Here is a 25,842-nt window from a genome sequence, read left to right as displayed (position 1 = left end):
ATTGATGATGTTGTTAGTAAATGCATGTGTTTTACTCATTTTAGATTTTTATATCTTTTTTGCCCTGCGTGCTACGAAGATTAAATTTCCCAAAACAAAAATATTCACCGTATTGTGGTGGTCGTATTCAGTACTATTGTTATTAGGTGTTTTTATATCTGCCAAATACAATATTCCATTGATCGTAAGATCCGTTATTTTGGTTGGATTCTTTCTGACAGCAGCTTCAAAGATATTTTTCTTTTTAATTTTATTGCTCGATGATATCCGTCGCGGTGGCGTCTGGGTCAAACGGCTGTTCAGTAAGAAAGAATCTGTTGAGGATGTTGTTGAAGATGCTGAAGAACCGTTACCCGAAAATCCGGTGAAAGGTATCAGCAGATCCGAATTTTTGACCAAAGCAGGGATTTTAATTGGAGCTTCACCGCTGATTCCACTGAGCTGGGGAATTATCTCCGGTGCATATGATTATCGCGTTAGAAGGGTCCCCTTATACTTGCCTAATCTGCCAAAGGCTTTCCATGGGATGACAATCGCACAGATATCCGATGTGCATTCAGGATCCTTTTATAACAAGACCGCTGTAACGGGAGGAATAGATATGTTGTTGAAGGAAAAGGCTGATGTAACATTCTTTACAGGAGATATTGTGAATGCCCAGGCGTCCGAAATGCGCGAATACCAGGATATATTTGCGCGGGTGAAATCTGACCTTGGTGTATTTTCAACATTGGGCAACCATGACTATGGGGATTACTATTACGGGAAAGAGGATTCTCCGGCAAAGCGGAAAAACCTGAAAGACGTGATTGATGTCCATAAAGTAATGGGATGGGACCTGTTAATGGACGAAAATCGCAAAATCAAAGTAGATGGAGAAGAACTCTGTATCGTTGGGGTGCAGAACTGGGGAACAGGCCGTTTCCCAAAACATGGCGATATCAAAAAGGCATTGACCGGAACCGAGGAACAACCTGTTAAATTACTATTGTCTCACGATCCATCCCATTGGCGCGCTCAGGTATTGGATACCGATGTCGATGTGATGTTTGCAGGCCATACCCATGGTATGCAGTTTGGCGTCCGTTCAGAAATGTTGCAATGGAGCCCTGTACAGTATATTTATAAAGAATGGGCGGGATTATATCGCGCGCAAGAAAACAAGCGTTTATATGTCAACGTAGGCTATGGTTTCTTGGGTTATCCAGGTCGTGTTGGAATCCTTCCGGAAATTACTATTTTTGAGTTAATCAAAGGGCAAGATCCGAAATTTAAGGCTTAACCTCCTGCATGAAGACTTTAGGCGTTCCGGCCATTGGCTTACTCAACCCTAGAAATGACTAACAAAAAGTGGGGCGATGATTTTAATACCTTTTTTGCAAAGCTTTAAAGAACTCATCTTTAGATAATTTTACTTTTTAATTTTAACTTTTTACTTAAAAAAGCTAATATTGTGTATTCTGTACACCAGTTATACATAACATGCAATCAACTTTAAACTTTGGGGATTCCCCTCACACACGCGTTAATATTCTTACCGGGGAAAAAGTACTTGTGTCCCCACATCGCAGCAAGCGACCATGGCAGGGACAAGTAGAGGACCTACCGGGCGATGATAGGCCAGCTTATGATCCCAAGTGCTATTTGTGTCCAACCAATAAACGGGCGGATGGGGATATCAATCCAGATTATAAAGAAAGCTTTGTTTTTGTCAACGATTTTTCGGCATTATTGAAAGATACCAGCCAACAGGAATTTAATGAGGATGAATTGTTTATTGCTGAGACTGAAAAGGGAATCTGTAAAGTTATTGCATTTACGCCACGTCATGACCTCACGCTGCCCGAAATGGAACAAGCAGCTATAAAGGCTGTAATAGATCTTTGGCAAAAAGAATTTGGAGAACTATCTAAGGTAGAATGGATACGTTATATCCAGATTTTTGAAAATAAGGGCGCTATTATGGGTTGTAGTAATCCGCATCCGCATGGACAGATCTGGTCACAGAATCATTTACCGGTAGAAATTCAGAAAGAATGTGTTCAGCAGAAAAAGTATTTTGACAAGAATCAGCGTACCTTATTGGCTGATTACGTCCAAGCTGAATTACGAAAAGAAGAGCGTGTTATCGATGAGAACGATTCTTTTGTTTCTTTGGTGCCTTTTTGGGCTGCTTGGCCTTATGAAACAATGATCATAAGCAAACGGCCTGTGCAAAATATTGCTGCATTTGACGAAAAAGAAAAGCAAGACTTTGCCGCGATTCTTAAATTATTAACCACACGGTACGATAATCTTTTCAAAACGTCCTTTCCATATTCTGCTGGTATGCACCAAGCCCCAGTAAATGATGGGGATCATCCAGAATGGCATTGGCATATGCATTTCTATCCACCCTTGTTACGCTCAGCGACCGTCAAAAAATTTATGGTTGGCTATGAGATGCTCGCCAACCCGCAACGGGATATTACACCCGAAGTCGCGGCCGAACAATTACGGAATTGTGCTACTATACATTATAAATCTAAGTAAGAATGATCGCAAAAGAAACTATAGTAAATAAATTTAAAAGCTTATATCAGGAAGAACCCCTTGTGGTGTCCTCTCCTGGACGGATTAATATCATTGGGGAGCATACGGATTATAACGATGGATTTGTCCTACCAGCGGCTATTGACAAGGCGATCTATGTTGCTGTCAGCAAGCGTGCGGACGATAATATTGTATTGTATGCCGAAGATTACCAAGAAAGCCATGACGTCCAATTAAATGAAATCGCTATTTCAGAAAAGCATTGGCCGAATTATATCCTTGGTGTGGTGGATCAATACCAGAAAAGAGGTGCCGTGTTGGGTGGGTTTAATCTTTATATCGATGGTGATGTGCCCTTGGGCGCCGGCTTATCTTCTTCAGCAGCAGTAGAATGTGCTGTTACTTTGGCCCTTAGTGAACTGTTTCAATTAAATGTGGAACAGATTGATATTCCGCAGATCGCACAAAAAGCAGAGCATACCTATGCCGGTGTGATGTGTGGCATCATGGATCAGTTTGCTTCTGCTTTTGGAAAAGAAAAAAATGTCATTAAGCTCGACTGTCGTTCCCTAGGGTTTGAATATGTGCCATTGGACCTCAAAGGATATGAGGTAGTGCTATTGAATACCAACGTCAAACATTCTCTCGCTTCAACGGCTTACAATACACGTAGAGAGCAATGTGAGCAAGCATCATCATGGGTAAGAGAAAAATATCCTCAGGTTAAAAATTTGAGGGATGTTACAGTGGATATGCTCGATGAACTGGTTAAAGATAAAGATGCAGATATCTATGCTAAAGCAAGTTTTGTTGTCCGTGAAAATGAACGGGTAGAGAAGTCTTGCGAAGCATTATCTGCAGGAGATATTACACAGTTAGGACAATATATTTTCGAGAGTCATGAGGGCTTGAGCAAAGTATATGAAGTGAGTTGCCCCGAGCTGGATTATCTGGTTGATTATGTAAGGCAATTCCCCGAAGTCATTGGTGCCCGGATGATGGGCGGTGGCTTTGGTGGCTGTACAATCAATATTGTTAAAGAAGGTGCCGTAGCCTCAATTTTACCGAAATTGGAGAAAGAATATCAACAGAAATTTGATAAGGAACTTTCCGTTATCCAGGTCGAAATTGCCAATGGTACCCGTGTACTTTAACTAATAAATACATAAAGTTGAGGAGAGCGGGCAGTTTTTAACACTTGCCCGCTCTTTGATTTTATGGGATTAAAGCTGGACTGTCCCCAAATTTAATCAAGTTTCCCCAACGCCTGCTCGAGGTCATCAATTAAATCTGCAACATTTTCAATACCCACAGAGATACGCAGCATGCCTAATGTGATTCCAGAAGCTTCCTTCTGTGCTTGTGTATGATGGCCACCCCACATGCTGGCCGGATGTACGATCAATGACTCTACACCGCCTAAACTGGCAGCATTGATAAATATGTTCAGGTTGTTTATTAAAGCCTGTGCATTTTTAAAGGCCTGTTCTTCATCCTTTCCATCGATCTCAATACAGATCATTCCTGAGAAACCGTTCATCTGACGGGCCGCCAGTTTATGCTGGGGGTGACTGGAAAGTCCTGGATAACTTACCTTCTTTATCTTCGGATGCTGATCTAGAAAGTGCGCAAGTGCTAAGGCATTTGCATTGATCTGTTTCACACGTAGACTCAGCGTTTTTAGTCCACGGAGCAGTAGCCAAGAGTCCATTGGGGCCAAAGACGCTCCCAAAGCAACACTGCGTTTCCAGACTTTCGCAATATAGTCCTGACTTCCGCAGACAACTCCAGCGGTTAGATCGCTGTGTCCACCCAAATATTTCGTGGCGCTATGCACAATGATATCAATCCCAAAGTCCCGCGGCGTCTGGTTTATAGGGGAGGCAAAGGTATTGTCAACCATACTCAAAATATTATGTTGTTTGGCTATTTCACCAACGGCCTTTAGGTCCGTAATATTTAAATTCGGATTGGAAGGAGTTTCAATATAGATAAGTTTGGTGTTTTCCTGAATAGCATCGGCAAAGGCCTTAGTATCTGTTTGATCTACCGCAGTTACCGTAATACCATAGTCGCTCAGAAACTCTTTGAAAAAAATAGCCGTACCAGAGTAATGAGCATGTTGTGCAACGATGTGGTCCCCGGATTTCACGATAGCTAGTATGGCTGTACTGATCGCAGCCATGCCTGTGGCAAATACAAGTGCATCTTCTGTTTTCTCCAGTTTAGCCACTACGGCCGCAACCTGGCTGTTGGTTGGATTACCATGCCGGTGATAAAAATAAGGATGTTTGGGCTCCGTCGCGGCCTTGATGTATTCCGCTGGATCACTGTCCGCAATATAAGTTGATGTTTGAAAGATAGGAGCAGTTACTGCAGCAGTTGGATTGAAATGTTGTCCTTCATGGACGAGTATCGTTTCGGTATTGGATGCCATGCTAATTTTTATTGATCAGTGTTCGTTTTTTGTTGGCATCAATAAAACCCATGCATTTGATTATTGGATATTTCTGGTCTTGATAGCCAATGAAAAATCTTCTTATTGTGATTTGTGCCTAGTGCGTGCACAATAGGAAGGCTTTTCTTGTCTACCAAATATAAATAAAATCTACAAAATAAGTAGATTTTATTTATAAAGGATAATCCGATAGTTTTAGGATAACATCTGTTTGAGGAGGTTTAGCGCGTAGCTGATTGTATTGACATTACTTAGCGCAAGGCGAAGTTGCCCTTTTACTTCTTTGAGGTTACTGATCTCAGGGTGGGACTGTACAAATGACAGCACCCTGCCGAATTGATCCGATTCAAAATAGCTCGATTTTGGGTTATTCACAAAATAGCCTTTTAGTGTATTCTTTTTATAGGATATCTTTTCGAAGCCAATTGTTTTTCCAAACCATTGCAGGCGTAAGGTATTGAATAGCTCGAACACTTCGTGCGGGATTGGACCAAAGCGGTCTTCGAGTTCTTTTTCAAATGCCGCCAGCTGCTGTTCGTTCTCGAGTTTGGAAAGCTCCGTATAGAGATTATAACGTTCCGTAATATTTGTTACGTATTCATCCGGGATTAATACCTCAAGATCGGTATCGATTTGTGTAAAGGAAACATATTTGCGTTCTTTTTCATCTGCAAAGACCTCCGAGAACTCATCGTCTTTCAGCTCCTGAATGGCTTCATCCAAGATTTTGTGATACATTTCAAATCCTATTTCAGCAATAAAGCCCGACTGCTCGCCACCCAGTAAATTTCCTGAACCCCGGATATCCAAATCCCGCATCGCAACATTAAAGCCTGAGCCCAGCTCTGAGAATTCCTCAATCGCCGAAAGCCGTTTGTATGCCTCCGGCGTCAATGTCGATAATGGCGGGCTCAATAAATAACAGAAGGCTTTCTTGTTCGAACGTCCTACACGCCCGCGCATCTGGTGCAGATCACTGAGGCCAAACATGTGCGCATGGTTAATGATAATGGTATTGGCATTCGGTATATCAAGGCCTGCTTCAATAATCGTTGTTGCGATCAATACGTCAAAATCATGGTTAATGAATTTAAGCATCACATCTTCCAGTTCATCTCCTTCTAGCTGACCGTGGGCAACACCGACACGTGCTCCGGGTACCAGCTTGCGGATTAAATTCCCCAGCTGGGGAAGGTCCGCGACACGGTTGTGGATAAAGAATACCTGTCCACCCCGATCGAGTTCATAACTGACTGCTTCGCCGATCAAAGCCTCATTAAAGACATGCAGCTCGGTCTGTACCGGTTGACGATTTGGAGGAGGGGTAGAGATGATACTTAAGTCGCGCGCTCCCATTAAGGAGAAATGTAAGGTTCTTGGGATGGGGGTCGCTGTTAAGGTCAGCGAGTCTACATTAGCACGCATCACTTTCAGTTTTTCCTTCACCGCTACACCAAACTTTTGCTCTTCATCTATGATCATTAAGCCCAGGTCCTTGAATTTGACATCCTTGCTGACCAAGCGATGGGTACCGATAATAATATCTATTTTTCCTTCTGCCAATCTCGAAAGCGTCTCTTTGATCTGTTTGGTCGTTTTAAAACGATTGATATAATCAATATTACAAGGTAATCCTTTTAGACGCTCTGTAAATGTCCGATGATGCTGTAATGCCAAGATGGTTGTTGGAACCAATACAGCGACCTGTTTGCTATCTGCTACGGCTTTAAATGCTGCCCGGATGGCAACTTCTGTCTTTCCAAATCCGACATCACCGCAGATCAACCGGTCCATTGGATGCGGTGATTCCATATCCTTTTTTACATCTGCGGTCGCCTTTTCCTGATCTGGTGTATCCTCATAGATAAACGATGCTTCCAGTTCATTTTGCAAATAGCTGTCTGGAGAGAAGGCATTGCCATGTTGAGCCTTCCGTTTGGCATAGAGCATAATCAGGTCGCGTGCGATATCTTTTACCTTCTTCTTGGTTGTCTTCTTTAATTTATCCCAGGCATCTGTACCGAGCTTGTTCATCTTGGGGACAGTACCCTCCTTGCCGGAATATTTTGAAATCCGGTTTAAGGAGTTGATATTGACGTAAAGCAAATCATTGTCTGCATAGATCAGCCGGATCATCTCCTGTGATTTACCGTTGACGTCGACTTTTTCAAGGCCACCATATCGACCAACGCCATGGTCAATGTGCGTGATAAAATCTCCGGGTTTGAGATCCCTTAGATCTTTCAATGTAATCGCCTGCGAACGTTCGTAAGCTTTTTTGCGCTTGTATTTGTAGTATCGGTCAAAAATCTGATGATCCGTATAACAGGCTAATTTCAAGCTGTCGTCCCTAAAGCCTTCACGCAGTGCTTTGTGAATAGGAATAAAAGTAGCCGATTTGTCCAGATCCTCCAATATTGTATAGATCCGCTCTACCTGTTTCGTTGAATCCGAAAAAATCAGGTTCTGGATGCGATGACTCTCATTTTCCTTGAAATTATGGATCAGCAGATTAAAGTCTTTATTAAAAGAAGGCTGCGGATGGATGTCAAATTTGAGAACGATTTCCCCCTTATAGAAAAACTGTTTCCCAAACTCAATGATCGGAAAATCAAAAAATAAGGCATTTAGGTTTTTCTCATCCGTAAACTCATGCTCGGGATCATGCCAGTCCGGATTATCTTTCTTCTGTTTGTCGGTCAGGCTAACCCACAGTTGTTTTGCTTTTTTTAAGCCATCCTTGACAATATCAAGCGTGAACTGGGCGTCTTTAATCCAGATGGAAGCCCCCTGATCAATGTATTCCAGCAAGGAAATATGCTGCGAAGTCAGGAACTTGGCCTGCACATTAGGCACAATGGTAACCTTATGTATTTTATTGACCGAGAGCTGAGATTCAATGTCAAATGTCCGAATACGTTCAATATCATCGCCAAAGAATTCGATGCGGTAGGGAAGGTCGTTCGAGAAAGAAAAGATATCCACGATGCCGCCCCGTATTGCAAATTGTCCGGGTTCATAGACAAAATCTACACGTTCGAAATCATATTCGATCAAAAACTCATTGATAAAATCAATACTTAAAGCCGTATTTTCAGTAATCTCCAGCGTGTTTTTCTCCAGATCCGTACGATTGATGACCTTTTCAGCAATTGCTTCCGGGTAGGTGACCACCATCTTTGGCAATTCCGACGTATGATTGAGCGAACTTAATGTTTCTGCTCGCTGCAGTACATTTGCCGAATCTGTCTGTGTGAAATCAAAAGCTTTTCGGTAAGAGGAGGGGAAAAAAAGTACCTGTTTGTCCAGTAAGCTTTCCAGGTCACTTAAAAAGTAGGAGGCATCTTCATGTGTTGGCAAAATAAACACCATTGGACGCTCCTGCAATTTGTAGGAGGAGACGGCAATAAATGCATCCGAAGAACCGATAAGACCTTTGAGTTGAATCTTTGGATTTTTGGATTGCATACCCTTTGTAAGCGACTGGACTGATTCGCTTTGGCTGTATTTTTCTAGTATTTCTTGAATTCCCACGAGCAAAAATTTCGAATAATTGCGAATTTAATTAAATCCTCTTAAGTATGTGGTATGTTGTGCTAAATTTTTTGGTAAAAAAATAATCAAGAGAAGAATTTTTACTGCTAGAACAAAAAGGGAATGTCCTATGAATTGTGGGCTGAAATAGTGTGGCAGCCGAGCAATTATACTACCGCTCAGGGAATACTAGCCATTGAGATTCCGCAAAGAACTACGTTGCTAAGTGCAATGTATAGGCAAAAGCCAATATGATCAAAAGTATCGCTAGATAAAGTAATTTATGCTGCTCATAGGCAGTGACACGATAGGATCCAATTTTAACACGGTTTTTGCTGTTTCTCATGATTAACTTAGGTCAAGCTCAATTCGCTGTTCACTAATATAGCTTTTTAATGTGGTATTGCCAAAAGCATGTAGCGTGTTTTGAAAATCTTCCCGATAATCGAACTGAAAGTCTTCATGCAGTTTATCATATTTACCAACCGCATGTTTAATACGGCCCGTGATATATTTGTGCAATTTATGGGCTGCCGATTGATAGGATGAATCAAATAACCGCTCATAGTCGCCTATGACCCGTTGTAAAATATAAAAACGGAATTCAGCTTCACTGGTTTTGTCTTTGGTCACTTTCTCATGCTCGTTCACCAGGCCACTTGCCTGTTTGACCAGCTTGCTCAGCCCGATAAAATTGCTGTGATGCGGTGTATTGCCAATCTGGCTTGTTCCGATGTCAAATAGTTGAGCTAATTGCTTCCGCAATTTATCAATACGTTCCTCCAGATCATATTCGTTCTCCAGCAATTGAAAATGCAATTGTTTCATCAGCATTTTGTCCTTACTGATCAGACGGACAAGTAATTTGTCTTTTTCTTTTTGTGGAAGCTCAAGGACAGCTTTCTTTAACTCGGCATCTTGATGTAGAGACATAATATTACGTAAAATTATCTTGTTATTCGCAATGAAAGAGCAAAGATAAAAGACTCCTGATTGTTCAGCTAATAGTCCGTTATCCTTGCCCCTTTATCCATTTCTTCTCAGCGTCCTGATGATGTAGGCGAAAAGTATCATCCCGACCCTACAGCATAACTCAGCCGGTTAATTGTTAATACAATATTCTAAACTTGATGGTATTTTCAATCTGTTTCAATTGTTTCAATAGATCTTTATCATATTCACCCTGGATATCAGTTACCGCATAGCCGATGTCACCTTTGGTCATTAAGAACTGTGCGACGATATTAATGTTGTTTTGCGCATACACCTTATTGATCTGTGCCATGATACCCGGTACGTTTTTATGAATGTGCAGCAATCTTGTTACCTGTTTTACTTTCGGTAAAACCAGATTTGGGAAATTGCGGCTCAAGTAGGTGTCACCGTTGTTGATAAATTCGGCCATACGGCGTGGAATAAATTCTGAATTTTTCTTTTTCCCCTTCTTGTCATCAAACACGACAATTCCCTTAGCGTTGCAGATATCTTTATTGATATGCCCCTTGATATCACCCAAATAACCTATTGTTTTTAATTTATCAGCCTGTTGGAGCTGTTCGTCAGTGATGTCAATATTGTCACCTAGCAGAAGCATGCCGACATCTTTTACATATTTCTCTTCGAACGTCTCTTTTGTACGGATCGAGAAACCATCTCGCTTCAAAATATGGGCAGCAATTTCCGGAACATCCCCGACAATAAGACAAAGAATACGGTTTTTAGGATACGAGATCGCACGAGGTAGATCATTGACATAGAGGAATTCATCAAAACTTGGAGTGATAAAATCCGCTTTTTCGGTGACACTTTTTCGTTGGATATTCTCCGTAAAGGCAAAGAACTTTTCGATTAAACCCGATTCTTTCAACTGGAAATCCGAATAACCGTCACCGATACCAAAAAGCCGCCCCTCGATATTCAGCTGTTTTAAGAGCTGTACTTTCCCGCCTTCATTGGATAATGGATTTTCCTCATCAAATCCGATAATATTGCCCTCCTCGTCAAATCGAAATGTATTGGCGTAGATATTCTCGGTTTTGATATGATAAGGTGTTACTACAGGCGTGATAAATTCCTTAAAACCACCGGAAACAATCCAGGCTGTGTCCGAATGTTTTTTGAAAAACTCGCGGTTGCGCGAGAAGGAAGTTGAAACTTTTTTCTTGAGATGAGATACCAGTTTATCCAAGTGGCTTCTGTTGGCATTCAGTAATTTCACTCGGCCAGCCAATGCTTCACGGAAAGAGAGCTTTCCCTCCATGGCAAGATTGGTATACCTTTCAATTTCATTGTAGATAGATTCGCGGTCAGGATGATTTTCGAGGGAGATCCGGGCGAGCTCATCGAGTGCTTCTACTTGGGTAAATGTACTATCAAAATCAATGATGTAATAGTTTTTCATCTTAATTATTTGTTTTTTAATGGTGATGAAGCTATCATGAGGGCTACTTATTGCTATCGAACTTTGACTTGCTTAACTCATGATGGTTTCATCTTAATTATTTGTTGTTTAACGGCGATGAAGCGATTATGGGCAAACGATTCAATTCCTCTGCAAGCAGCTGTGGCTTGTGATGGTTTCTTTATTTTTAATCGTAGTTTACTAAGCTCATGACGGGTTCAGGGTTCGGTTGATTAATATTTTGTTTTTACTGCTTGCTGTATAAATTTGCGATTTCTTTTAATGTTTGTTCCAGTGGACGGTAACTGTGGTTCAAGAGTGACTGTAGCTTCGCATTGGAGTATTGCAGTTTCGCACTTGATGCTGCTGCCGTTTCTTTGGTCAGGGAAGAGTCTGTCTTCTTGAAAACAGAAAGCATGCTGGAAACAGTGGATGCGATCTGAAGAAGTGTTTCGGAGACCTCAATCGTGGGTTCAGGCTTGTTCATCAGGACACTGGCCACACTCAGCAAATCCTTATTGGGAATGTTGAGGTGATTGATAATATAGCGCTCAGCCGTGATTTCATCTTTTTCCATCAACTGGATCATAATCGTCGCGACGTCTTCTACATCAACAATCCCCACACTTCCTTTGGGATAAAATTTTAATCCCTTATGTATCATCGAGAATATGGCACCAGATCCTTTATCTTTGGCCGCGGCACCCAATATTACAGAGGGGTTTACAATAACGGCATCGAGCCCCTCGGTAATCCCCCGCCACACTTCCATTTCCGCCTGATATTTGGATAGCGCATAATTGGAAGTCGTTGGGCTATGTTCCCAATGGTCTTTTTCAGATACGGGTAAGTTATTCTTGTTGGTTCCCAATGCGGCGATTGAACTCACATGGAGCAGGCGAATGTTTTTTTCTAAACAAAGGTTGACAATATTCGCCGTTCCTTCTACATTGACCTTAAAGAGAGATTTTGCATCTTTTTTCTGATAGGAGACCAGCGCCGCACAATGATACACCTTGGTCACACCTTCCAGCGCATCTTCCAGTTCAAAATAATTGGTGATATCCGCATCAATCCATTGGATCAATGATGAAGATAACAAAGCGGCTGGAATAGTCGATTGAGCTCTCTTGGTCGCAATGACGTCAATTCCCTGATCTATCAATTGTTTGATCAATGTAGATCCTAAAAAACCTGTTCCTCCTGTTATTAATATCACCTGATAAAGATACTGTTAAAAATAATGTTTTCAAAAGTTAGTTAATAAATGGATATTTGTGAGAGTTGCATCCCGAAAAATAAGATGTTTTAAACAAATTATAGCTTATGTCATCATTGTCCGTATTCTTTAGTCCGATTTCAATTGCAGGTATTTCTCCGGAGCATGGTTTCTTAAATTCCCAGTTAGGGAATGTGATTCAGGCTTATGAAACAGATTTTCCTACCTGGGAGGAAAATGAACCGCCCCAATTGGCCATTATCGGTGTACAGGAAGATCGGGCATCAGTTAATAATAATGGGACAGCTAAAGCCCCGGATGCTGTACGCAAACACCTTTATACGCTTTATCAAGGTGATTATAGGATGAATATTGTCGATTTGGGCAATATAAAAGCCGGTAATAGCATTCAGGATACCTATGTAGCTTTGAAAGCTGTGGTAGAAGAATTGGTAAAAGCCAATATCCTTCCGATCATTATTGGAGGTGGACAGGATCTGACCTATGCGCAATACCTGGGGTATCAGAATTTGGAACGTAAGATTGAACTTGCCATTGTGGATTCACGTTTTGATCTCAATCAGGAGGAAGCTGAAAACGTCAGCCTCAATTCCCGGTCTTATGTCAATCATATTATTCTGCATCAGCCCGATTATTTGTTTAACCTGAATTCCATTGCTTATCAGACCTACCTTGTCAGCAAAGAGTCTATCAATATGTATGACAAATTGTTCTTTAACGCTACTCGCTTGGGGATGATCGCGGGTAAAATGGATCAGTCTGAACCTCTGATCCGGGCTGCTGACCTGATTAGTTTCGATATCGGCGCCATACGGTCATCAGAGGCTCCGGGCAATGCCAATGCAATGCCAAATGGTTTGTACGGTGACGAAGCCTGTCAGCTCGCACGCTATGCAGGCATGTCAGATAAATGCAGCTCTATTGGTTTCTATGAATTAAACCCAACATTCGATCCCATGGAACAAACAGCCATGTTGGTGTCACAAATGATCTGGTGTTTTATTGATGGTTATTATAATCGCAAGCAAGATACACCATTATATCCCAAATCGTCCTATATTATCTACCGTACAACCCTTGAAAATGAGGAGCATGAATTGGTTTTTGTGAAAAGTAAAAAGTCTGACCGCTGGTGGATACAAGTACCTTATTTTGGCTCAAAATCGGTCAATGAACGATATTATCTTGTGCCATGCCGCTATGAAGATTATCAACTCGCCGTTTCTGGTGAAATGCCCGATCTGTGGTGGAAGACTCACCAGAAGCTGCAGTAACTAAGCTTACAGCAGTATCTTGAGGAGACTTGATGAACGCCTCAATTCATGTCGGAGTGAGGAAAGCATGCTCCAATGGCGATGACATACATTACTCAATTAATAACGATGTGATGGCGCAAGAAGACCATTGTATATCGCTATAAGTAGACAAACTTATCATTAATAAAATTTGATCGCAGCATTTTTGTCAGAATGGATAAGGAGCTGCTGTTCTCATAAAATATAAATTATGGAATTATTTTTTTTCGCAGGAATTGTCCTATTGCTGGTCATTTTAATCATTTTGGTATTGAAAAGAAATGGTGCTGCCAACGTGGGTGTAACCCAAAATAAAGAAGTGGAAACATTGAAAATAGAGCTAGCACGCTCCCAGCAACGGGAACAAAGTTTGCTGGAAGAACGTTTGATGCTCAGAAGTGAATTGGACAAGGAGCGGGAAAATCTACTCGTTGCCGAACGTTCGCTTGAAAGTACACGTTCCTTTTACGAGGCGCAGCTGGATAAGTTTCAGGAGCAAAAAAATGAAATTGCCGAAATAAAAAGGCAGTTTAACAATGAATTTCAAGTGATCGCCAATAAAATTCTGGAAGAGAAAACACAGAAATTTACTGAAACAAACCACCGTTCGCTGGGTCTGATCCTGGATCCTTTAAAGGAAAAAATCAAACTATTTGAAGAGAAGGTAGATAAAAATTATAATCAGGAAGCGGCCGAACGAAATTCCCTGAAAGGTGTTGTGCTGCAGTTGGTCGAACAGAGCCTCCAGATTAAAGATGAAGCCAATAGCCTCACCAAAGCATTAAAAGGAGATACAAAAAAGCAGGGGAATTGGGGGGAAGTGATTTTGGAAAGAGTTCTGGAACGTTCGGGACTGATGAAAGACCGTGAATTTAGGCTTCAGGTTTCTCTGATGGATGCAGAAGGGCGGAGAATGCAGCCCGATGCAATTATTGATCTCCCCGAAGATAAACATCTTGTTGTGGACTCCAAGGTCTCTTTGATTGCGTATGAGCGTTGGGTGAACGCCGAGACCGATGAAGACCGGGCAATTTTCGCGAAGCAACATGTACAGTCGGTTGAAAATCATGTCAAGGAGCTCTCCGCCAAAAATTACCACGAGCTATATGGGATTGAGTCACCTGAGTTTGTGCTATTATTTATGCCAATTGAATCGGCATTGAGCATGTCCGTCGCAGAAAAACCAGACCTATTCAGTGATGCTTGGGACCGAAAGGTCGTTATCGTTAGCCCCTCGACACTGTTGGCGACATTGCGTACCATCGCCAGTATCTGGAAACAAGAACGCCAGACACGCAATGTGATTGAAATTGCCAAAGAAGCCGGAAGTTTGTACGATAAATTTGTGAGCTTCCTGACGGATATGGAGCAGGTTCAGAATCAGCTGGAACGGGCATTAAAAAGTCATGAGGATGCGACCAAAAAGCTGTCCACTGGAGCTGGCAATGTTATCGGAAAAGTGGAGAAGTTGAAGCGGTTGGGCGCAAAGGCAAATAAGCAGATCGATGCTAAGTTTCTGGACGAAGATGAATAATTTAGATGCTCCTGTCCGACAGGTTCCGCAGGCATAACAACAAAAGATTGAAGAGCTGCTCATAAAAGCGCTGGGCTTCTTGCAAACAAGCTCTTCAATCCTCAAGCTAAGGTCGTAAGCCGAAGGCTTAACACCACCAAAGTCTCACTACTAAATACTCGTATCTCCTTACAACTCTTTCATCCGTTTATTGATTGACACATCTACATATGTATCCTTTAAGCGATCAACAGCCTCTTTTTCAGCAACGAGATTGGTGTCCGATTCATAGTCATGTAAAGCGCGTAGATTTTGGATTTCATTGTCATAAGGATCCCGTCCGGCCAAAAGCTTGACAATCACTGGAAGACATTCTAAAAAGACAAACAGTAGCGCAATAAAGAATACCGCATTCGCATTGGATTCGTTGACCTTTCCATTAGCATCATAACGTAGATTACCTAACGCCGAATTGCGATCAGCGAAACCTGCGACGTTGACTGCACTGTCCAGCGAGGCATTTGACAGAACTTTTTGATCCAATATGCCTTCAAATTTTTGCTTTTGACGGATCGCGTTCTGTTGTGCTGTTATCTTATTGCGTAGCGTGTCCAGATACGCTTCTTTCTTTTTGAGGTCTTCTTCCTTCATTTTAGCATAAGGGCCATAACCCATTACCCCTGAGGTTTCCGTGGTTTTATTACCATAGATTTCATAATTCAATTTGGTGCGATCGGTCTTGATACTGGACTCCAGCGAATCACGTTCCACACTTGTTGCCTTTAATTGATTGACCTCATTGCTGTATTTTTTGTTGAATGTGCTGTTCAGGGTATCGATTTTTGCACGTTGGTCAGCCAGATAACGTACCCGCAAATTCTCCCGGATCTCCTTGTCGAAAATTTTCAGCTCCAAAGGCCGGGAAATAACTAAACCAATTAAAATCGCCAACAGAATACGGGGTAGGGCTTGCAGGAGTTGCATCCATCCGCTTTTGGATTTATTGATACTCAATACAATATAGCGATCCATGTTGAAAATCGCTAAGCCCCAAATAATGCCAAATACAACGGCTAGCAGCCAGTCCAATGTTCCCCCACTAAACACAAAATACATCGCATAGCCGCCAGAAAGACTGGCAAACAATCCAGTGAAAAAAATAGTAGCACCTATGGCTGTGTACTTACTATGCTCCTCCGGATACTTTTCAAGAGTTTCTTGATGTACACCTGCACATCTCCAAAAGAAACGGTTAATAGCACTCATTTAAATAGTTTTCTCCAAATTGACAGATTATTTTTAACAACGTTACGAATAAGTTTTTGTTTTACAATAGGATGACGGTTTTTCGGGTTCTCCCTGTACAAAGAAACGACACTCCCGTATTTGCCTAATTTTATTATCTTTGAAAAAAAATCAGGAATAATCAGACGATATGAAGAAAAGACAACTTTTGCCATTTTTAATGCTAATGGCAACTGCGATTGTTGGTTGTGAGGAAAAAAAAATGATGACAGATAATCCTCTTTTATTAGCCTATGAAACACCCTTTAATGTTCCACCATTTGACAAGATCAAAAACGAACATTTTAGACCTGCCTTTGAAGAGGCGATAAAAGTACATAATCTGGAGATTGACTCGATCGTCAATAACTCCGATAAAGCGACTTTCCAAAATACAATAGTAGCCCTTGAAAATGCAGGCAGCTTATTAAATAATGTATCTACTGTATTTCATAATCTTAATAGTGCAAATACAAATGACAGTATTCAGGCGATAGCAAAAGATCTAGCCCCAATATTGTCTAGCCATTCGGATGAAATTTCGATGAACGCCAAGTTATTTGATAGAATCAAAGAGGTTTGGAATGGCCGCAATACACTTGGTCTGGATGCTCAGGACAATAAACTTTTGGAAGAGACCTATAAGAGCTTTGTACGTTCTGGCGCGAACCTGAAAGAGGCTGACAAAGAAAAAATGAAAAAAATCAATGCCGAACTTTCGACATTGACAACACAATTCGGACAAAATTTATTGGCGGAGACCAATGCATACCAATTGGTGCTTGATTCTGCTAGCCAATTGGAAGGTTTGCCTGAATCATTAAAAACTGCCGCAGCTGACGAAGCTGTTGCCAAAGGGAAAAAGGATAAATGGGTATTTACCTTACAGAATCCTTCGATAATGCCATTCTTGCAGTATGCTAAAAACCGTGATTTGAGAAAACAGATCTGGGAAGCATATCAGATGCGGGGTAACCATGATAATACGAATGATAACAAAGCAATCATTCAAAAAATTGTTAATCTACGTCTGCAAAAGGCGAAACTATTGGGCTATAAATCGCATGCAGCCTACGTTCTGGAAGAATCCATGGCTAAGACACCTGAAAATGTCTATGCTTTGTTGAATAAGTTATGGACACCTGCTTTGGCAAAAGCCAAGGGTGAAGAAGCTGATATCGCAAAAGAAATTAAAGCTGAAGGTGGTACTTTTACGGTGGCACCTTACGATTGGAGATATTACACTGAAATTATCCGCAAAAAACGTTTTGCATTGGATGAAGATGAGATTAAACCTTATTTGAGTTTACCTACAGTACGCGAAGGCGCTTTCGCAGTAGCAAACAAACTATATGGTTTGACATTTGTTGCCCTAAACAATGTGCCGACTTATCATAAAGAAGTGGAAGTGTATGAGGTGAAAGACAAAGATGGCTCACATCTGGGACTTTTGTATGCCGATTTCTTTCCGCGCGAATCCAAACGTGGCGGTGCTTGGATGACATCTTACCGCGATCAGTCCACAAAAGATGGTAAGCGCGTTGCTCCGGTAATTTCTATTGTCTGTAATTTCACAAAACCTGTTGGTAAAAATCCTGCATTGCTGACATTTGATGAAGCAACTACACTATTCCACGAATTTGGACATGCTTTACATGGTCTACTTTCCAATGTGCGTTACAGATCAATGGCTGGAACTTCCGTACCACGTGACTTTGTCGAATTGCCATCTCAGATCATGGAAAATTGGGCTGCAGATCCCGAGGTACTAAAAACCTATGCAAAACACTTTAAGACCAAAGAGGCTATGCCTGATTCTTTAATCCAAAAAATGGAAAAAGCAGGCACTTTTGATCAAGGATTTGCCACTGTGGAATACCTGTCAGCAGCATTGCTTGATATGGATTACCATGCAACAACCAAAGAAATTTCAAAAGATGTCAATGGCTTTGAGAAAGCGGCCATGAAGAAAATAGGTGTTATCGATGCAATTATTCCGCGTTATAGAAGCACTTATTTTCAGCATATCTTTGCTGGAGGTTATTCTGCAGGATACTATGCTTATATCTGGTCGGAAGTGTTGGATTCAGATGCTTTTGCAGCATTCAAAGAAAAGTCTTTGTATGATAAAGCAACAGCGGATTCCTTCCGTAAGAATGTCCTCGAAAAAGGAGGAACAGATGATCCGGCAAAAATGTACCGTATCTTTAGAGGAGCAGACCCAGATCCGAAATATTTACTGAAAAAAAGAGGATTGAATTAATCTACTACAAAACAAAAAAAGGAGATATAAAAAAATATATCTCCTTTTTTTGTTTTAAAACTTGTTATTCTAAAAACAATGCTTACATTTGGATATTATTTATAATGAATCTAAATAAATATAGATAGTATGTGTGACACCAAAATTCTAAGTCAACGCGGAGATACCCACATTAGTGTTTGCCACAAGTGCAAAACATATTATATCTGGCAGCAGAGTTTTGTGCTGACATTTACACAGAATAAGTTTTTCGATTTCCTGAACATCATTAAGAGTAATGGTGACGAACTTTTCTTCAGTTCATTCCCGGATGGTGAGTTTCGCTTGATTATGAAGACGCCTTACCCGGACATTGTTTTCTCGTTCGATGAAGAGCAATGGCAAAATTTTAGGGATGCCTTACAAGAATCGTATTACATGAATGAATTTTACGGCATGTTAAACAATTAAGATAAAAAGTCCTGTTGCTTCGCTTGTGTTTCATCTCTCTTTCCTTATGCGTTGCCAACAGGCACAAACAAAACCCTCAGTGATATCCGTATAAATGTACAGATAACTCCTGAGGGTTCTTCTTTATCTCACAATGCGGTTATTCGCCTATCGCATAATATTTAAAATCGAGGGCTTCAAGCTGTTTCCGGTTCAATAATTTCCGTCCATCAAATACAAAGGCTGGTTTCTTCATCTGATCCTTGATCTTCTTCCAGTCGTAGCTTTTGAATTCATCCCATTCTGTTAAGATGGCAACAGCGTGTGCGTCGTCACAAGCTTCATAAGGTGTATTGACCACTTTGACTAAGGCCCTGTTTTCTTCGGATGTACGGGTGTTCAGATAGTCTAGGTCCGCGTAGATACGTTCTGCAGATACTTTTGGATCGTACACTGTAATTTCTGCCTGCTCATTTAACAGATAATCGGCCACGTAGATCGCTGCGGACTCACGGGTATCGTTGGTGTCTTTTTTAAATGCCCAGCCCAAAAAAGCAATCTTTTTTCCCGAGACCGTATTGTACAATGTCTGGATAATATTGTCGGCAAAACGTTGCTTTTGATAATCATTCATTAAAATAACCTGATCCCAGTATTCTGCAACTTCCGTAAGGCCATAGCTGCGTGCGATATAGACAAGGTTGAGGATGTCTTTTTGAAAACAGGAGCCCCCAAAGCCTACCGATGCTTTTAAAAATTTAGCGCCGATACGTGTATCCATACCGATTGCTTTGGAGACCTCATCGACGTTGGCGCCTGTTTTTTCACAAAGCGCGGAGATCGAGTTGATCGAAGAAACCCGTTGTGCCAGAAAAGCGTTGGCGGTCAATTTAGAAAGCTCAGAAGACCACAGATTGGTCGTCAGGATTTTGCTTTGGTCTACCCAATGCGCATAGATATCTACTAATGCTGCAATTGCTTCTTCATTTTCTCCCCCGATAAGGACACGGTCCGGATTGATTAGATCTTGTATTGCTGTCCCCTCGGCGAGGAACTCAGGATTGGATAAAATATGGAAATTCACCCCATTACCGGTATTGTCAAGGATACTTTTTAATGCAGCAGCCGTACGTACCGGAAGAGTGGATTTTTCGACAACGATCTTGTCATTTTTGGCGACTGCAGCAATCTGACGGGCACAAAGCTCAATGTATTTTAGATCCGCAGCCATTCCCTTTCCTTTTCCGTAATTCTTGGTCGGGGTATTGACCGAGATAAAAATCATATCGGCTTCATCAATAGCTTTGTTGATATCGGTTGAGAAAAACAAATTGCGGCCCCTCGCTTCAGCCACAATTTCCTGTAGCCCCGGTTCATATACAGGAAGGTTTTCCAGGTTGTCATCATTCCAGGCTGCAATACGCTCAGCATTCATGTCAACAATGGTGATCTCAATATGCGGACATTGTTTCGCAACAACCGACATGGTTGGTCCACCCACGTAACCAGCTCCTATACAGCATATTTTCTTGATAGTTTTACTCATTTTGATTATCTTAATCAGCTATAAATTGAACAACAAATGTAAAGAATTCGAAATTGTTTTTTGTCGATAAAAGTCAATATTTCATCGCAAAACTTTAAAAAGCGAATTTATAGGAGATATAGCCTGCGAATGGAGCCACCCTCACGCCCGTCCGAATGATCGTTGAGGCGGAACTCAGGTAGACAATACGAAAAAATCTCTTTCGCCGAGCTTGAATACAAAGGAATCGGGGTGGTATAAATAATCGGATTGAGACTGAAATCTATCAGATTTATACTAATTTTACATTAAAAATAGGAGCACGATTTTGATAAAGCAAGAGGTTATTGACAAAGTACTGGAAACGGCTCGGATAGAGGAAGTGGTGGGTGACTTCGTTGATCTAAAGAAGCGTGGTACCTCCTTGATCGGCAATTGTCCATTTCATCACGAAAAGACACCCTCATTCCACGTTTCTGTCTCCAAAGGGATCTACAAATGTTTTGGTTGCGGTGTCGGAGGCGATTCACTCAAATTTGTGATGGAACTGGAAAAGTTCTCCTATCCCGAAGCCATTCGTTATCTGGCCGATAAATATTCCATTGAGATTGAAGAAGTTGAGCGGTCTCCAGCACAGCTCGCTGCACAGGACAAAAGAGAAAGTCTGTATGTCTTGAGTGCATGGGCAGGTAAATTTTTCGTGGAACAGCTCTGGAAAAGTGAAATGGGGCAGGTCATTGGACTCAACTATTTCAAAGAGCGGGGATACCGTGAGGATATCATCAAGAAATTTGAACTGGGTTACTCGCCTGAAGAGTGGACGGCATTGGTGGATAAAGCACAGGAAGCCGGCTTCCATCCAGATTACCTTGCTGCAAGCGGGCTTGCTATTGAACGTGACGATAAGTCGCTCTACGATCGCTTTAGAGGACGTGTCATGTTCCCGATCCATAATCTGACCGGACGTATTATCGGATTTGGTGGACGTACGCTAAAGACCGATAAGAAGGTAGCCAAATATGTGAACTCACCCGAAAGTGAGATCTATCACAAGTCAGATGTACTCTATGGGTTGAATTTTGCCAAAAAGGCAATCATGGAAGAGGACAACTGTTATCTCGTCGAGGGCTATGCCGATGTACTGTCTGTACATCAGGCCGGTGTTGAGAATGTGGTTTCTTCTTCGGGAACTTCCCTGACGACAGGCCAGATCAAATTGATTTCCAGATTTACCAAAAATGTAACCATACTCTATGATGGCGATGAAGCTGGAATAAAGGCTTCATTACGTGGTACCGATATGTTGCTGGAAGAAGGGTTAAATGTAAAGGTATTGCTCTTTCCGGATGGAAATGACCCCGATTCTTATGTGCAAACCTACGGTGCTACTGCCTTTAAGGATTATGTGAAATCCCATCAGCAGGATTTTATCTTCTATAAGACCAATATTTTACTTCGCGATGCCAACAACGATCCGATTAAAAGGGCTGAGGTAATACGTGATGTTGTTGAAAGTATTGCTTTAATCCCCGACGAGATTAAAGTGTCTGTTTTTATTCGCGAATGTAGTAGTTTATTGGATATTGAGGAGCGTATTTTGCTTGCTGAACTCAACAAAATAAGGCTAAATAAGGCAAAGAAAGCAGATAAAGATGCCTCCCGTAAGGCGCAAACCCCTGCAAACACGGGAATGCCTCCGTTTGGAATGGATGGCCCGCCGCCCGATTTCTTTATGACTGACGACGAGCGCGCAGGTGTTCCGGCAATGGAAGTGACTGAGCAGCCAGCACAGCTGACCGCCGAGATCCTGCAGGAACGTGAGATTGTCCGCATCCTAATCAACTACGGCGATTACCTGGCGACTTGGGAAGGTGATGGCGATATTCCGGTTGCTGGTGTCTTACTAGGTAATATCAGCGATATCGAATTTAAAGATAAGGGCGCTGCATTTATTCTGAAAGCTTATCGGGATGCTGCCGAAAATTATGAAATCCCCGATCCAAAATTATTTTATTCCCATGCAGATGCTGCCGTTTCCGAACTGGCGATCAATTGTGTGGCGACAAAATATTCGCTCAGCGAAAACTGGAACGATGATAAACGCAAAATCTATGTGAGCCAGGAATATGAACACCTTAAGCAATTGGTTGTCGAGGCCATTTACCGGATAAAAAAGCAAAAAATCAGCGCCGAAATGCATCATATTCGTGAAGAAATGAAGCAAGAACAGGATATTGCTAATCTGGAAGTGCTTCTCTTTAAATATCAAAAACTCAAAGAAGCAGAACGTCTTCTAGGCGGATTTTTGGGAAATACAATTGTCAAGTAATCCGGATAATATGGCGAAACATCTTGAAATAGGAGTACAGGGCGAAAAGTTGGCCATGGAATACCTGATCGAGATGGGTTATAAAATAATGTTAAGAAATTGGCGGTTTAAGAATTTAGAGGTAGATTTGATTGTCATGGACGGAGATACGCTTGTATTTGTAGAGGTCAAAACACGGTCAACGGCAGATTTTGGCGAGCCGTTTGAGTTTGTGGATGTGCGCAAGCAAAGGCGATTGATCCGGGCAGCGCAGGCTTATATAGTAAAATTTGCATATGTAGGTGAAGTGAGATTTGATGTGGTAGCCATAATGAATAATGCTCATTCCAAACTTACCCATATAAAGGATGCGTTTTGGGATAGTTGAAAAAGCATTTAGCAGGTAGATCCAAAGATAGGAATCTTGGGCGTGTAAATCATCAGTTTCCCAGATTTCCGATTTTGAATTAGACTTTTTATGTTATAAAAATGAAGCGATTATGATTTATTAAAACATATGTTTTATAGCAATCTGATTGTTTTATCAGCTCAAAAATTGATTATATAAATGAAAAAAATCACGTATTTTGTAGCGATTGCAGCTTTAGCTTTTGCTTCCTGTAAGTCGAAAAAATCTGCATTGGAATTTGCTTCGCCTGGAGCAAACCAAGCTGTTTTAAAGGGTAGCCCAGTGCAACTGAAATTGAAATTTGATGCAATTACCATGGATTCTGTCGCTTATTTTGTAGACGATAAACATGTGGGCTCCTCGACAGATACTGTAGCAATTACAGTGGAGACCAAAGATATGGCCTATGGTACACGTAATATTTCCGCGACGGTCTATAGTGGTGGTAAGTCCAACTCCGTGTCGAGCACTTTTTATGTGGTTCCGGCGGCTGCAAAGAACTATGGATTTCAGATTGTCAATAAATTCCCTCATGATACTACTGCATTTACCCAGGGACTTCAGTTTGCCGATGGTGTATTGTATGAATCTAATGGTCGTTACGGTGAGTCTAACCTCAGAAAGGTGGATCTGACAACTGGAAAGATACTGAAAGAAATAAAATTTGATGAGAAAACCTTCGCCGAGGGGATGACATTAGTTGGTAATAAATTGTTTATGCTGACCTGGCAGCAGGGCGAGGGATATGTGTTTGATAAAAATTCATTAGCAAAAGAAAGTTCATTTAAATACGAAAATAGTAAAGAGGGATGGGGGATTACCTATGATGGCAAGCGTTTGATCAAATCAGATGGCTCCAATAAATTGTTTTTCCTGGATGCGGTTACTGGAAAAGAGTTGAGCTCAATTGCTGTATATGACGAGAATGGTCCTGTAGACCAATTGAATGAACTGGAGTATATTGATGGAAAAGTTTACGCAAATGTCTATCAGAAGGATATTATTGCAATTATCAATCCCGAAACAGGTGCTGTAGAAGGAAAGATCAACCTGGTTGGTATCTATGAACATACTGCAGCTTATGATAATGAACTGAATGGAATAGCGTATGATCAGGCTAATAAACGCTTGTTTGTAACCGGGAAGCTCTGGAATACCTTATATGAAATCAAAGCCATTGAAAAGTAGTATTTCAAACGATATACATTTTAGATAAACGGGGCTGTCCACTTGGATAGCCCTTTTTTATGCAATGTTAAACGTACACTCTCAATACATCAATCGGATATTTCGATGCTTAAAGTTAATCTTGACTTTTGGACATCTTCTTTTATTTTTTACATGAATTTAAAAGCGCAAATACTATACTGCTAAACAAAGCGTCTGGATAAGCTCATGCAAGACAAGACACGATCTGCATGATTTCTCCCAACCTTTAAGCTGCTATCGATTTTTTGAATGATCTTGGGCCTGAATATTCTTGCCGGGTTAAAAGGTGGTCATGTCCATGAAGGGTTGTATTTTGTGTTGACGCCCGAATCCGACTGTGCAAATATGATACAGGGCTCTACTATAAAAAAAAGGGATGAACCATTGGTTCATCCCTTTTTTTATAATTTTATTTTGCGATTAATAAACCGGAACGAAGCTCCAGTTATCATCAAAACGTGTTGTGCCATTTAGACCTGTTGCAACATAACCAGTTGACCCAATTGCAAAACCGACAGCATCTTGTCTTGAGCCACCATTAAAAGCAGTATTGTCATATGTCCAACTATCACCACTGATATTATATTTAACAACAGAGCTGCTTGCTGTACCTTTTGATCCACCTACCAAGAAGCCATTGTTGCCAATTACGAAAGCTGCGGCATTTGAGCGATTCACACCACGATCGCCATCTAAATCAGCTAACTGTGTCCATTTGCTACCGTCAAATTTGTAGAAATCTGTTGGGTAACCACCATTGGAAACGCCACCACCAACATAAGCAGCATTACCTGATACAAATACAAAAGCACCTTTTCTCTTCGCTGCAAATGGAGCATCAGGAATTGCTTCCCATTTATTTAAATCTGGGTCATATTTGAAAAATTGATTGGTAAATGCAGTACCATTTGCAATGGTAGTTTCTCCTGTGCCCACATAAGCTTTTCCGCCGATAGTGAAGGCTACTGCATTTGCTAATACAATAGGTAAGTCAGCTACTTTAGTCCATTGTTTTCCTTTTTCTGCTGAAGGGTCAAATTTATAGAAATCTTTCAAGAAATTTGCGCCATCATTACCGCCACCTACATAACCAAAATCACCGATAGCAAAAGCAATTGCACCACGACGACCGCTACGCGCATCTTTATCTGCTAAAGTATCTTTTTCGCTCCAGGTATTGGACGCTGGATCATAAGCATATGTGTTTTTTAAATGAACAGCCTTGCTACCTGCATTACTTGATTGACCAGTAGTTACATAAGCGATGTTCTTTATTACAAAACTTGCTGCGGAAGATGTTTGTGGACCTTTGTAAGCTGCTTTTTGAAACCACTCGGTCGATTTTTCTTCACTAGTGTCATTGCTTTTTTTACAAGAAGAGAATGTTGTAACTGTAAATACAAAAGCTGACAATACGAGTAGCCAATTTTTCTTGTTCATAA

19 protein-coding genes are annotated in these 25,842 nt (G+C 41.2%); 10 read left to right on the top strand and 9 right to left on the bottom strand.

What is annotated here, in order from left to right; all coding sequences use genetic code 11:
- The first annotated feature begins 7 nt into the window (after positions 1–7).
- The 3 genes from ABDW32_RS11180 to galK all read left to right on the top strand — a co-directional run bounded on the left by ABDW32_RS11180 (position 8) and on the right by galK (position 3,686).
- Positions 8–1,282, top strand: coding sequence for a metallophosphoesterase (locus ABDW32_RS11180; RefSeq protein WP_343562646.1), 1,275 nt, complete (start codon positions 8–10; stop codon positions 1,280–1,282).
- A gap of 200 nt (positions 1,283–1,482) precedes the next feature.
- Positions 1,483–2,532 (top strand): UDP-glucose--hexose-1-phosphate uridylyltransferase, encoded by a 1,050-nt coding sequence (locus ABDW32_RS11175; protein ID WP_343562385.1) that lies wholly within the window; start codon positions 1,483–1,485, stop codon positions 2,530–2,532.
- Between the two features lie 2 nt (positions 2,533–2,534).
- Positions 2,535–3,686, top strand: a complete 1,152-nt coding sequence (gene galK / locus ABDW32_RS11170; protein ID WP_343562383.1) for a galactokinase — start codon at positions 2,535–2,537, stop codon at positions 3,684–3,686.
- Between the two features lie 92 nt (positions 3,687–3,778).
- Here the strand turns inward: galK and ABDW32_RS11165 are convergent, their stop codons facing one another.
- The 6 genes from ABDW32_RS11165 to ABDW32_RS11140 form a co-directional block, all read right to left on the bottom strand.
- Positions 3,779–4,969: an aminotransferase class I/II-fold pyridoxal phosphate-dependent enzyme gene (locus tag ABDW32_RS11165; RefSeq protein ID WP_343562381.1), complete on the bottom strand. Its 1,191-nt coding sequence runs from the start codon at positions 4,967–4,969 to the stop codon at positions 3,779–3,781.
- Positions 4,970–5,185: 216 nt separating this feature from the next.
- Complete coding sequence (mfd, locus tag ABDW32_RS11160; protein ID WP_343562379.1) at positions 5,186–8,524, bottom strand: transcription-repair coupling factor; 3,339 nt, start codon at positions 8,522–8,524, stop codon at positions 5,186–5,188.
- Between the two features lie 214 nt (positions 8,525–8,738).
- Positions 8,739–8,870, bottom strand: coding sequence for a hypothetical protein (locus ABDW32_RS11155; protein WP_343562377.1), 132 nt, complete (start codon positions 8,868–8,870; stop codon positions 8,739–8,741).
- Between the two features lie 2 nt (positions 8,871–8,872).
- The gene (locus tag ABDW32_RS11150) at positions 8,873–9,457 is read right to left on the bottom strand and encodes a hypothetical protein (RefSeq protein WP_343562375.1); all 585 of its coding nucleotides are present in this window, start codon (positions 9,455–9,457) and stop codon (positions 8,873–8,875) included.
- 175 nt (positions 9,458–9,632) lie between these two features.
- Complete coding sequence (locus ABDW32_RS11145) at positions 9,633–10,925, bottom strand: HAD-IB family phosphatase (protein ID WP_343562373.1); 1,293 nt, start codon at positions 10,923–10,925, stop codon at positions 9,633–9,635.
- 247 nt (positions 10,926–11,172) lie between these two features.
- Positions 11,173–12,144 carry an NAD-dependent epimerase/dehydratase family protein gene (locus ABDW32_RS11140; protein ID WP_343562371.1) on the bottom strand — a complete coding sequence of 324 codons (972 nt, stop codon included), beginning with the start codon at positions 12,142–12,144 and terminating at the stop codon, positions 11,173–11,175.
- A gap of 107 nt (positions 12,145–12,251) precedes the next feature.
- Between ABDW32_RS11140 and ABDW32_RS11135 the strand changes: the two genes are divergently transcribed.
- Entirely contained in the window at positions 12,252–13,439 is a 1,188-nt protein-coding gene (locus ABDW32_RS11135) for a formimidoylglutamase (RefSeq protein WP_343562369.1), read from the top strand.
- A gap of 232 nt (positions 13,440–13,671) precedes the next feature.
- Positions 13,672–14,994, top strand: a complete 1,323-nt coding sequence (gene rmuC / locus ABDW32_RS11130; protein WP_343562367.1) for a DNA recombination protein RmuC — start codon at positions 13,672–13,674, stop codon at positions 14,992–14,994.
- Between the two features lie 168 nt (positions 14,995–15,162).
- Here the strand turns inward: rmuC and ABDW32_RS11125 are convergent, their stop codons facing one another.
- Complete coding sequence (locus ABDW32_RS11125) at positions 15,163–16,239, bottom strand: DUF4407 domain-containing protein (protein ID WP_343562365.1); 1,077 nt, start codon at positions 16,237–16,239, stop codon at positions 15,163–15,165.
- 169 nt (positions 16,240–16,408) lie between these two features.
- Between ABDW32_RS11125 and ABDW32_RS11120 the strand changes: the two genes are divergently transcribed.
- A complete protein-coding gene (locus ABDW32_RS11120; protein ID WP_343562363.1) occupies positions 16,409–18,520 on the top strand; it encodes a M3 family metallopeptidase in 2,112 nt (703 codons plus the stop codon).
- A 129-nt stretch (positions 18,521–18,649) separates the two neighbouring features.
- Positions 18,650–18,970 (top strand): hypothetical protein, encoded by a 321-nt coding sequence (locus ABDW32_RS11115; RefSeq protein WP_077437219.1) that lies wholly within the window; start codon positions 18,650–18,652, stop codon positions 18,968–18,970.
- 139 nt (positions 18,971–19,109) lie between these two features.
- Here ABDW32_RS11115 and ABDW32_RS11110 read toward each other — a convergent pair whose 3' ends face one another.
- Positions 19,110–20,495: a nucleotide sugar dehydrogenase gene (locus ABDW32_RS11110; protein WP_343562360.1), complete on the bottom strand. Its 1,386-nt coding sequence runs from the start codon at positions 20,493–20,495 to the stop codon at positions 19,110–19,112.
- A 307-nt stretch (positions 20,496–20,802) separates the two neighbouring features.
- On the opposite strand from ABDW32_RS11110, the gene dnaG reads away from it, so the two are divergent.
- From dnaG to ABDW32_RS11095, 3 genes are all read left to right on the top strand, one after another.
- A complete protein-coding gene (dnaG, locus tag ABDW32_RS11105) occupies positions 20,803–22,803 on the top strand; it encodes a DNA primase (RefSeq protein WP_343562358.1) in 2,001 nt (666 codons plus the stop codon).
- 10 nt (positions 22,804–22,813) lie between these two features.
- Positions 22,814–23,170 (top strand): YraN family protein, encoded by a 357-nt coding sequence (locus ABDW32_RS11100; RefSeq protein WP_343562356.1) that lies wholly within the window; start codon positions 22,814–22,816, stop codon positions 23,168–23,170.
- 180 nt (positions 23,171–23,350) lie between these two features.
- Entirely contained in the window at positions 23,351–24,379 is a 1,029-nt protein-coding gene (locus ABDW32_RS11095; protein WP_343562354.1) for a glutaminyl-peptide cyclotransferase, read from the top strand.
- Positions 24,380–24,820: 441 nt separating this feature from the next.
- Here the strand turns inward: ABDW32_RS11095 and ABDW32_RS11090 are convergent, their stop codons facing one another.
- Entirely contained in the window at positions 24,821–25,840 is a 1,020-nt protein-coding gene (locus tag ABDW32_RS11090) for a hypothetical protein (RefSeq protein ID WP_343562352.1), read from the bottom strand.
- Positions 25,841–25,842: the final 2 nt, after the last annotated feature.

This window comes from Sphingobacterium sp. (assembly GCF_039596235.1).
Lineage (GTDB): Bacteria > Bacteroidota > Bacteroidia > Sphingobacteriales > Sphingobacteriaceae > Sphingobacterium.
The sequence above is the reverse complement of the archived record's forward strand: the minus strand, read 5'-3'. Positions and strand labels throughout refer to the sequence as shown.

Bases quoted from the DNA above. Each gene is read 5' to 3' on its own strand.
- ABDW32_RS11180 (WP_343562646.1), top strand. From the start codon at position 8: ATGTTGTTAGTAAATGCATGTGTTTTACTCATTTTAGATTTTTATATC.
- ABDW32_RS11175 (WP_343562385.1), top strand. From the start codon at position 1,483: ATGCAATCAACTTTAAACTTTGGGGATTCCCCTCACACACGCGTTAAT.
- galK (WP_343562383.1), top strand. From the start codon at position 2,535: ATGATCGCAAAAGAAACTATAGTAAATAAATTTAAAAGCTTATATCAG.
- ABDW32_RS11165 (WP_343562381.1), bottom strand. From the start codon at position 4,969: ATGGCATCCAATACCGAAACGATACTCGTCCATGAAGGACAACATTTC.
- ABDW32_RS11155 (WP_343562377.1), bottom strand. From the start codon at position 8,870: ATGAGAAACAGCAAAAACCGTGTTAAAATTGGATCCTATCGTGTCACT.
- ABDW32_RS11150 (WP_343562375.1), bottom strand. From the start codon at position 9,457: ATGTCTCTACATCAAGATGCCGAGTTAAAGAAAGCTGTCCTTGAGCTT.
- ABDW32_RS11145 (WP_343562373.1), bottom strand. From the start codon at position 10,925: ATGAAAAACTATTACATCATTGATTTTGATAGTACATTTACCCAAGTA.
- ABDW32_RS11135 (WP_343562369.1), top strand. From the start codon at position 12,252: ATGTCATCATTGTCCGTATTCTTTAGTCCGATTTCAATTGCAGGTATT.
- rmuC (WP_343562367.1), top strand. From the start codon at position 13,672: ATGGAATTATTTTTTTTCGCAGGAATTGTCCTATTGCTGGTCATTTTA.
- ABDW32_RS11125 (WP_343562365.1), bottom strand. From the start codon at position 16,239: ATGAGTGCTATTAACCGTTTCTTTTGGAGATGTGCAGGTGTACATCAA.
- ABDW32_RS11120 (WP_343562363.1), top strand. From the start codon at position 16,409: ATGAAGAAAAGACAACTTTTGCCATTTTTAATGCTAATGGCAACTGCG.
- ABDW32_RS11115 (WP_077437219.1), top strand. From the start codon at position 18,650: ATGTGTGACACCAAAATTCTAAGTCAACGCGGAGATACCCACATTAGT.
- ABDW32_RS11110 (WP_343562360.1), bottom strand. From the start codon at position 20,495: ATGAGTAAAACTATCAAGAAAATATGCTGTATAGGAGCTGGTTACGTG.
- ABDW32_RS11100 (WP_343562356.1), top strand. From the start codon at position 22,814: ATGGCGAAACATCTTGAAATAGGAGTACAGGGCGAAAAGTTGGCCATG.
- ABDW32_RS11095 (WP_343562354.1), top strand. From the start codon at position 23,351: ATGAAAAAAATCACGTATTTTGTAGCGATTGCAGCTTTAGCTTTTGCT.
- ABDW32_RS11090 (WP_343562352.1), bottom strand. From the start codon at position 25,840: ATGAACAAGAAAAATTGGCTACTCGTATTGTCAGCTTTTGTATTTACA.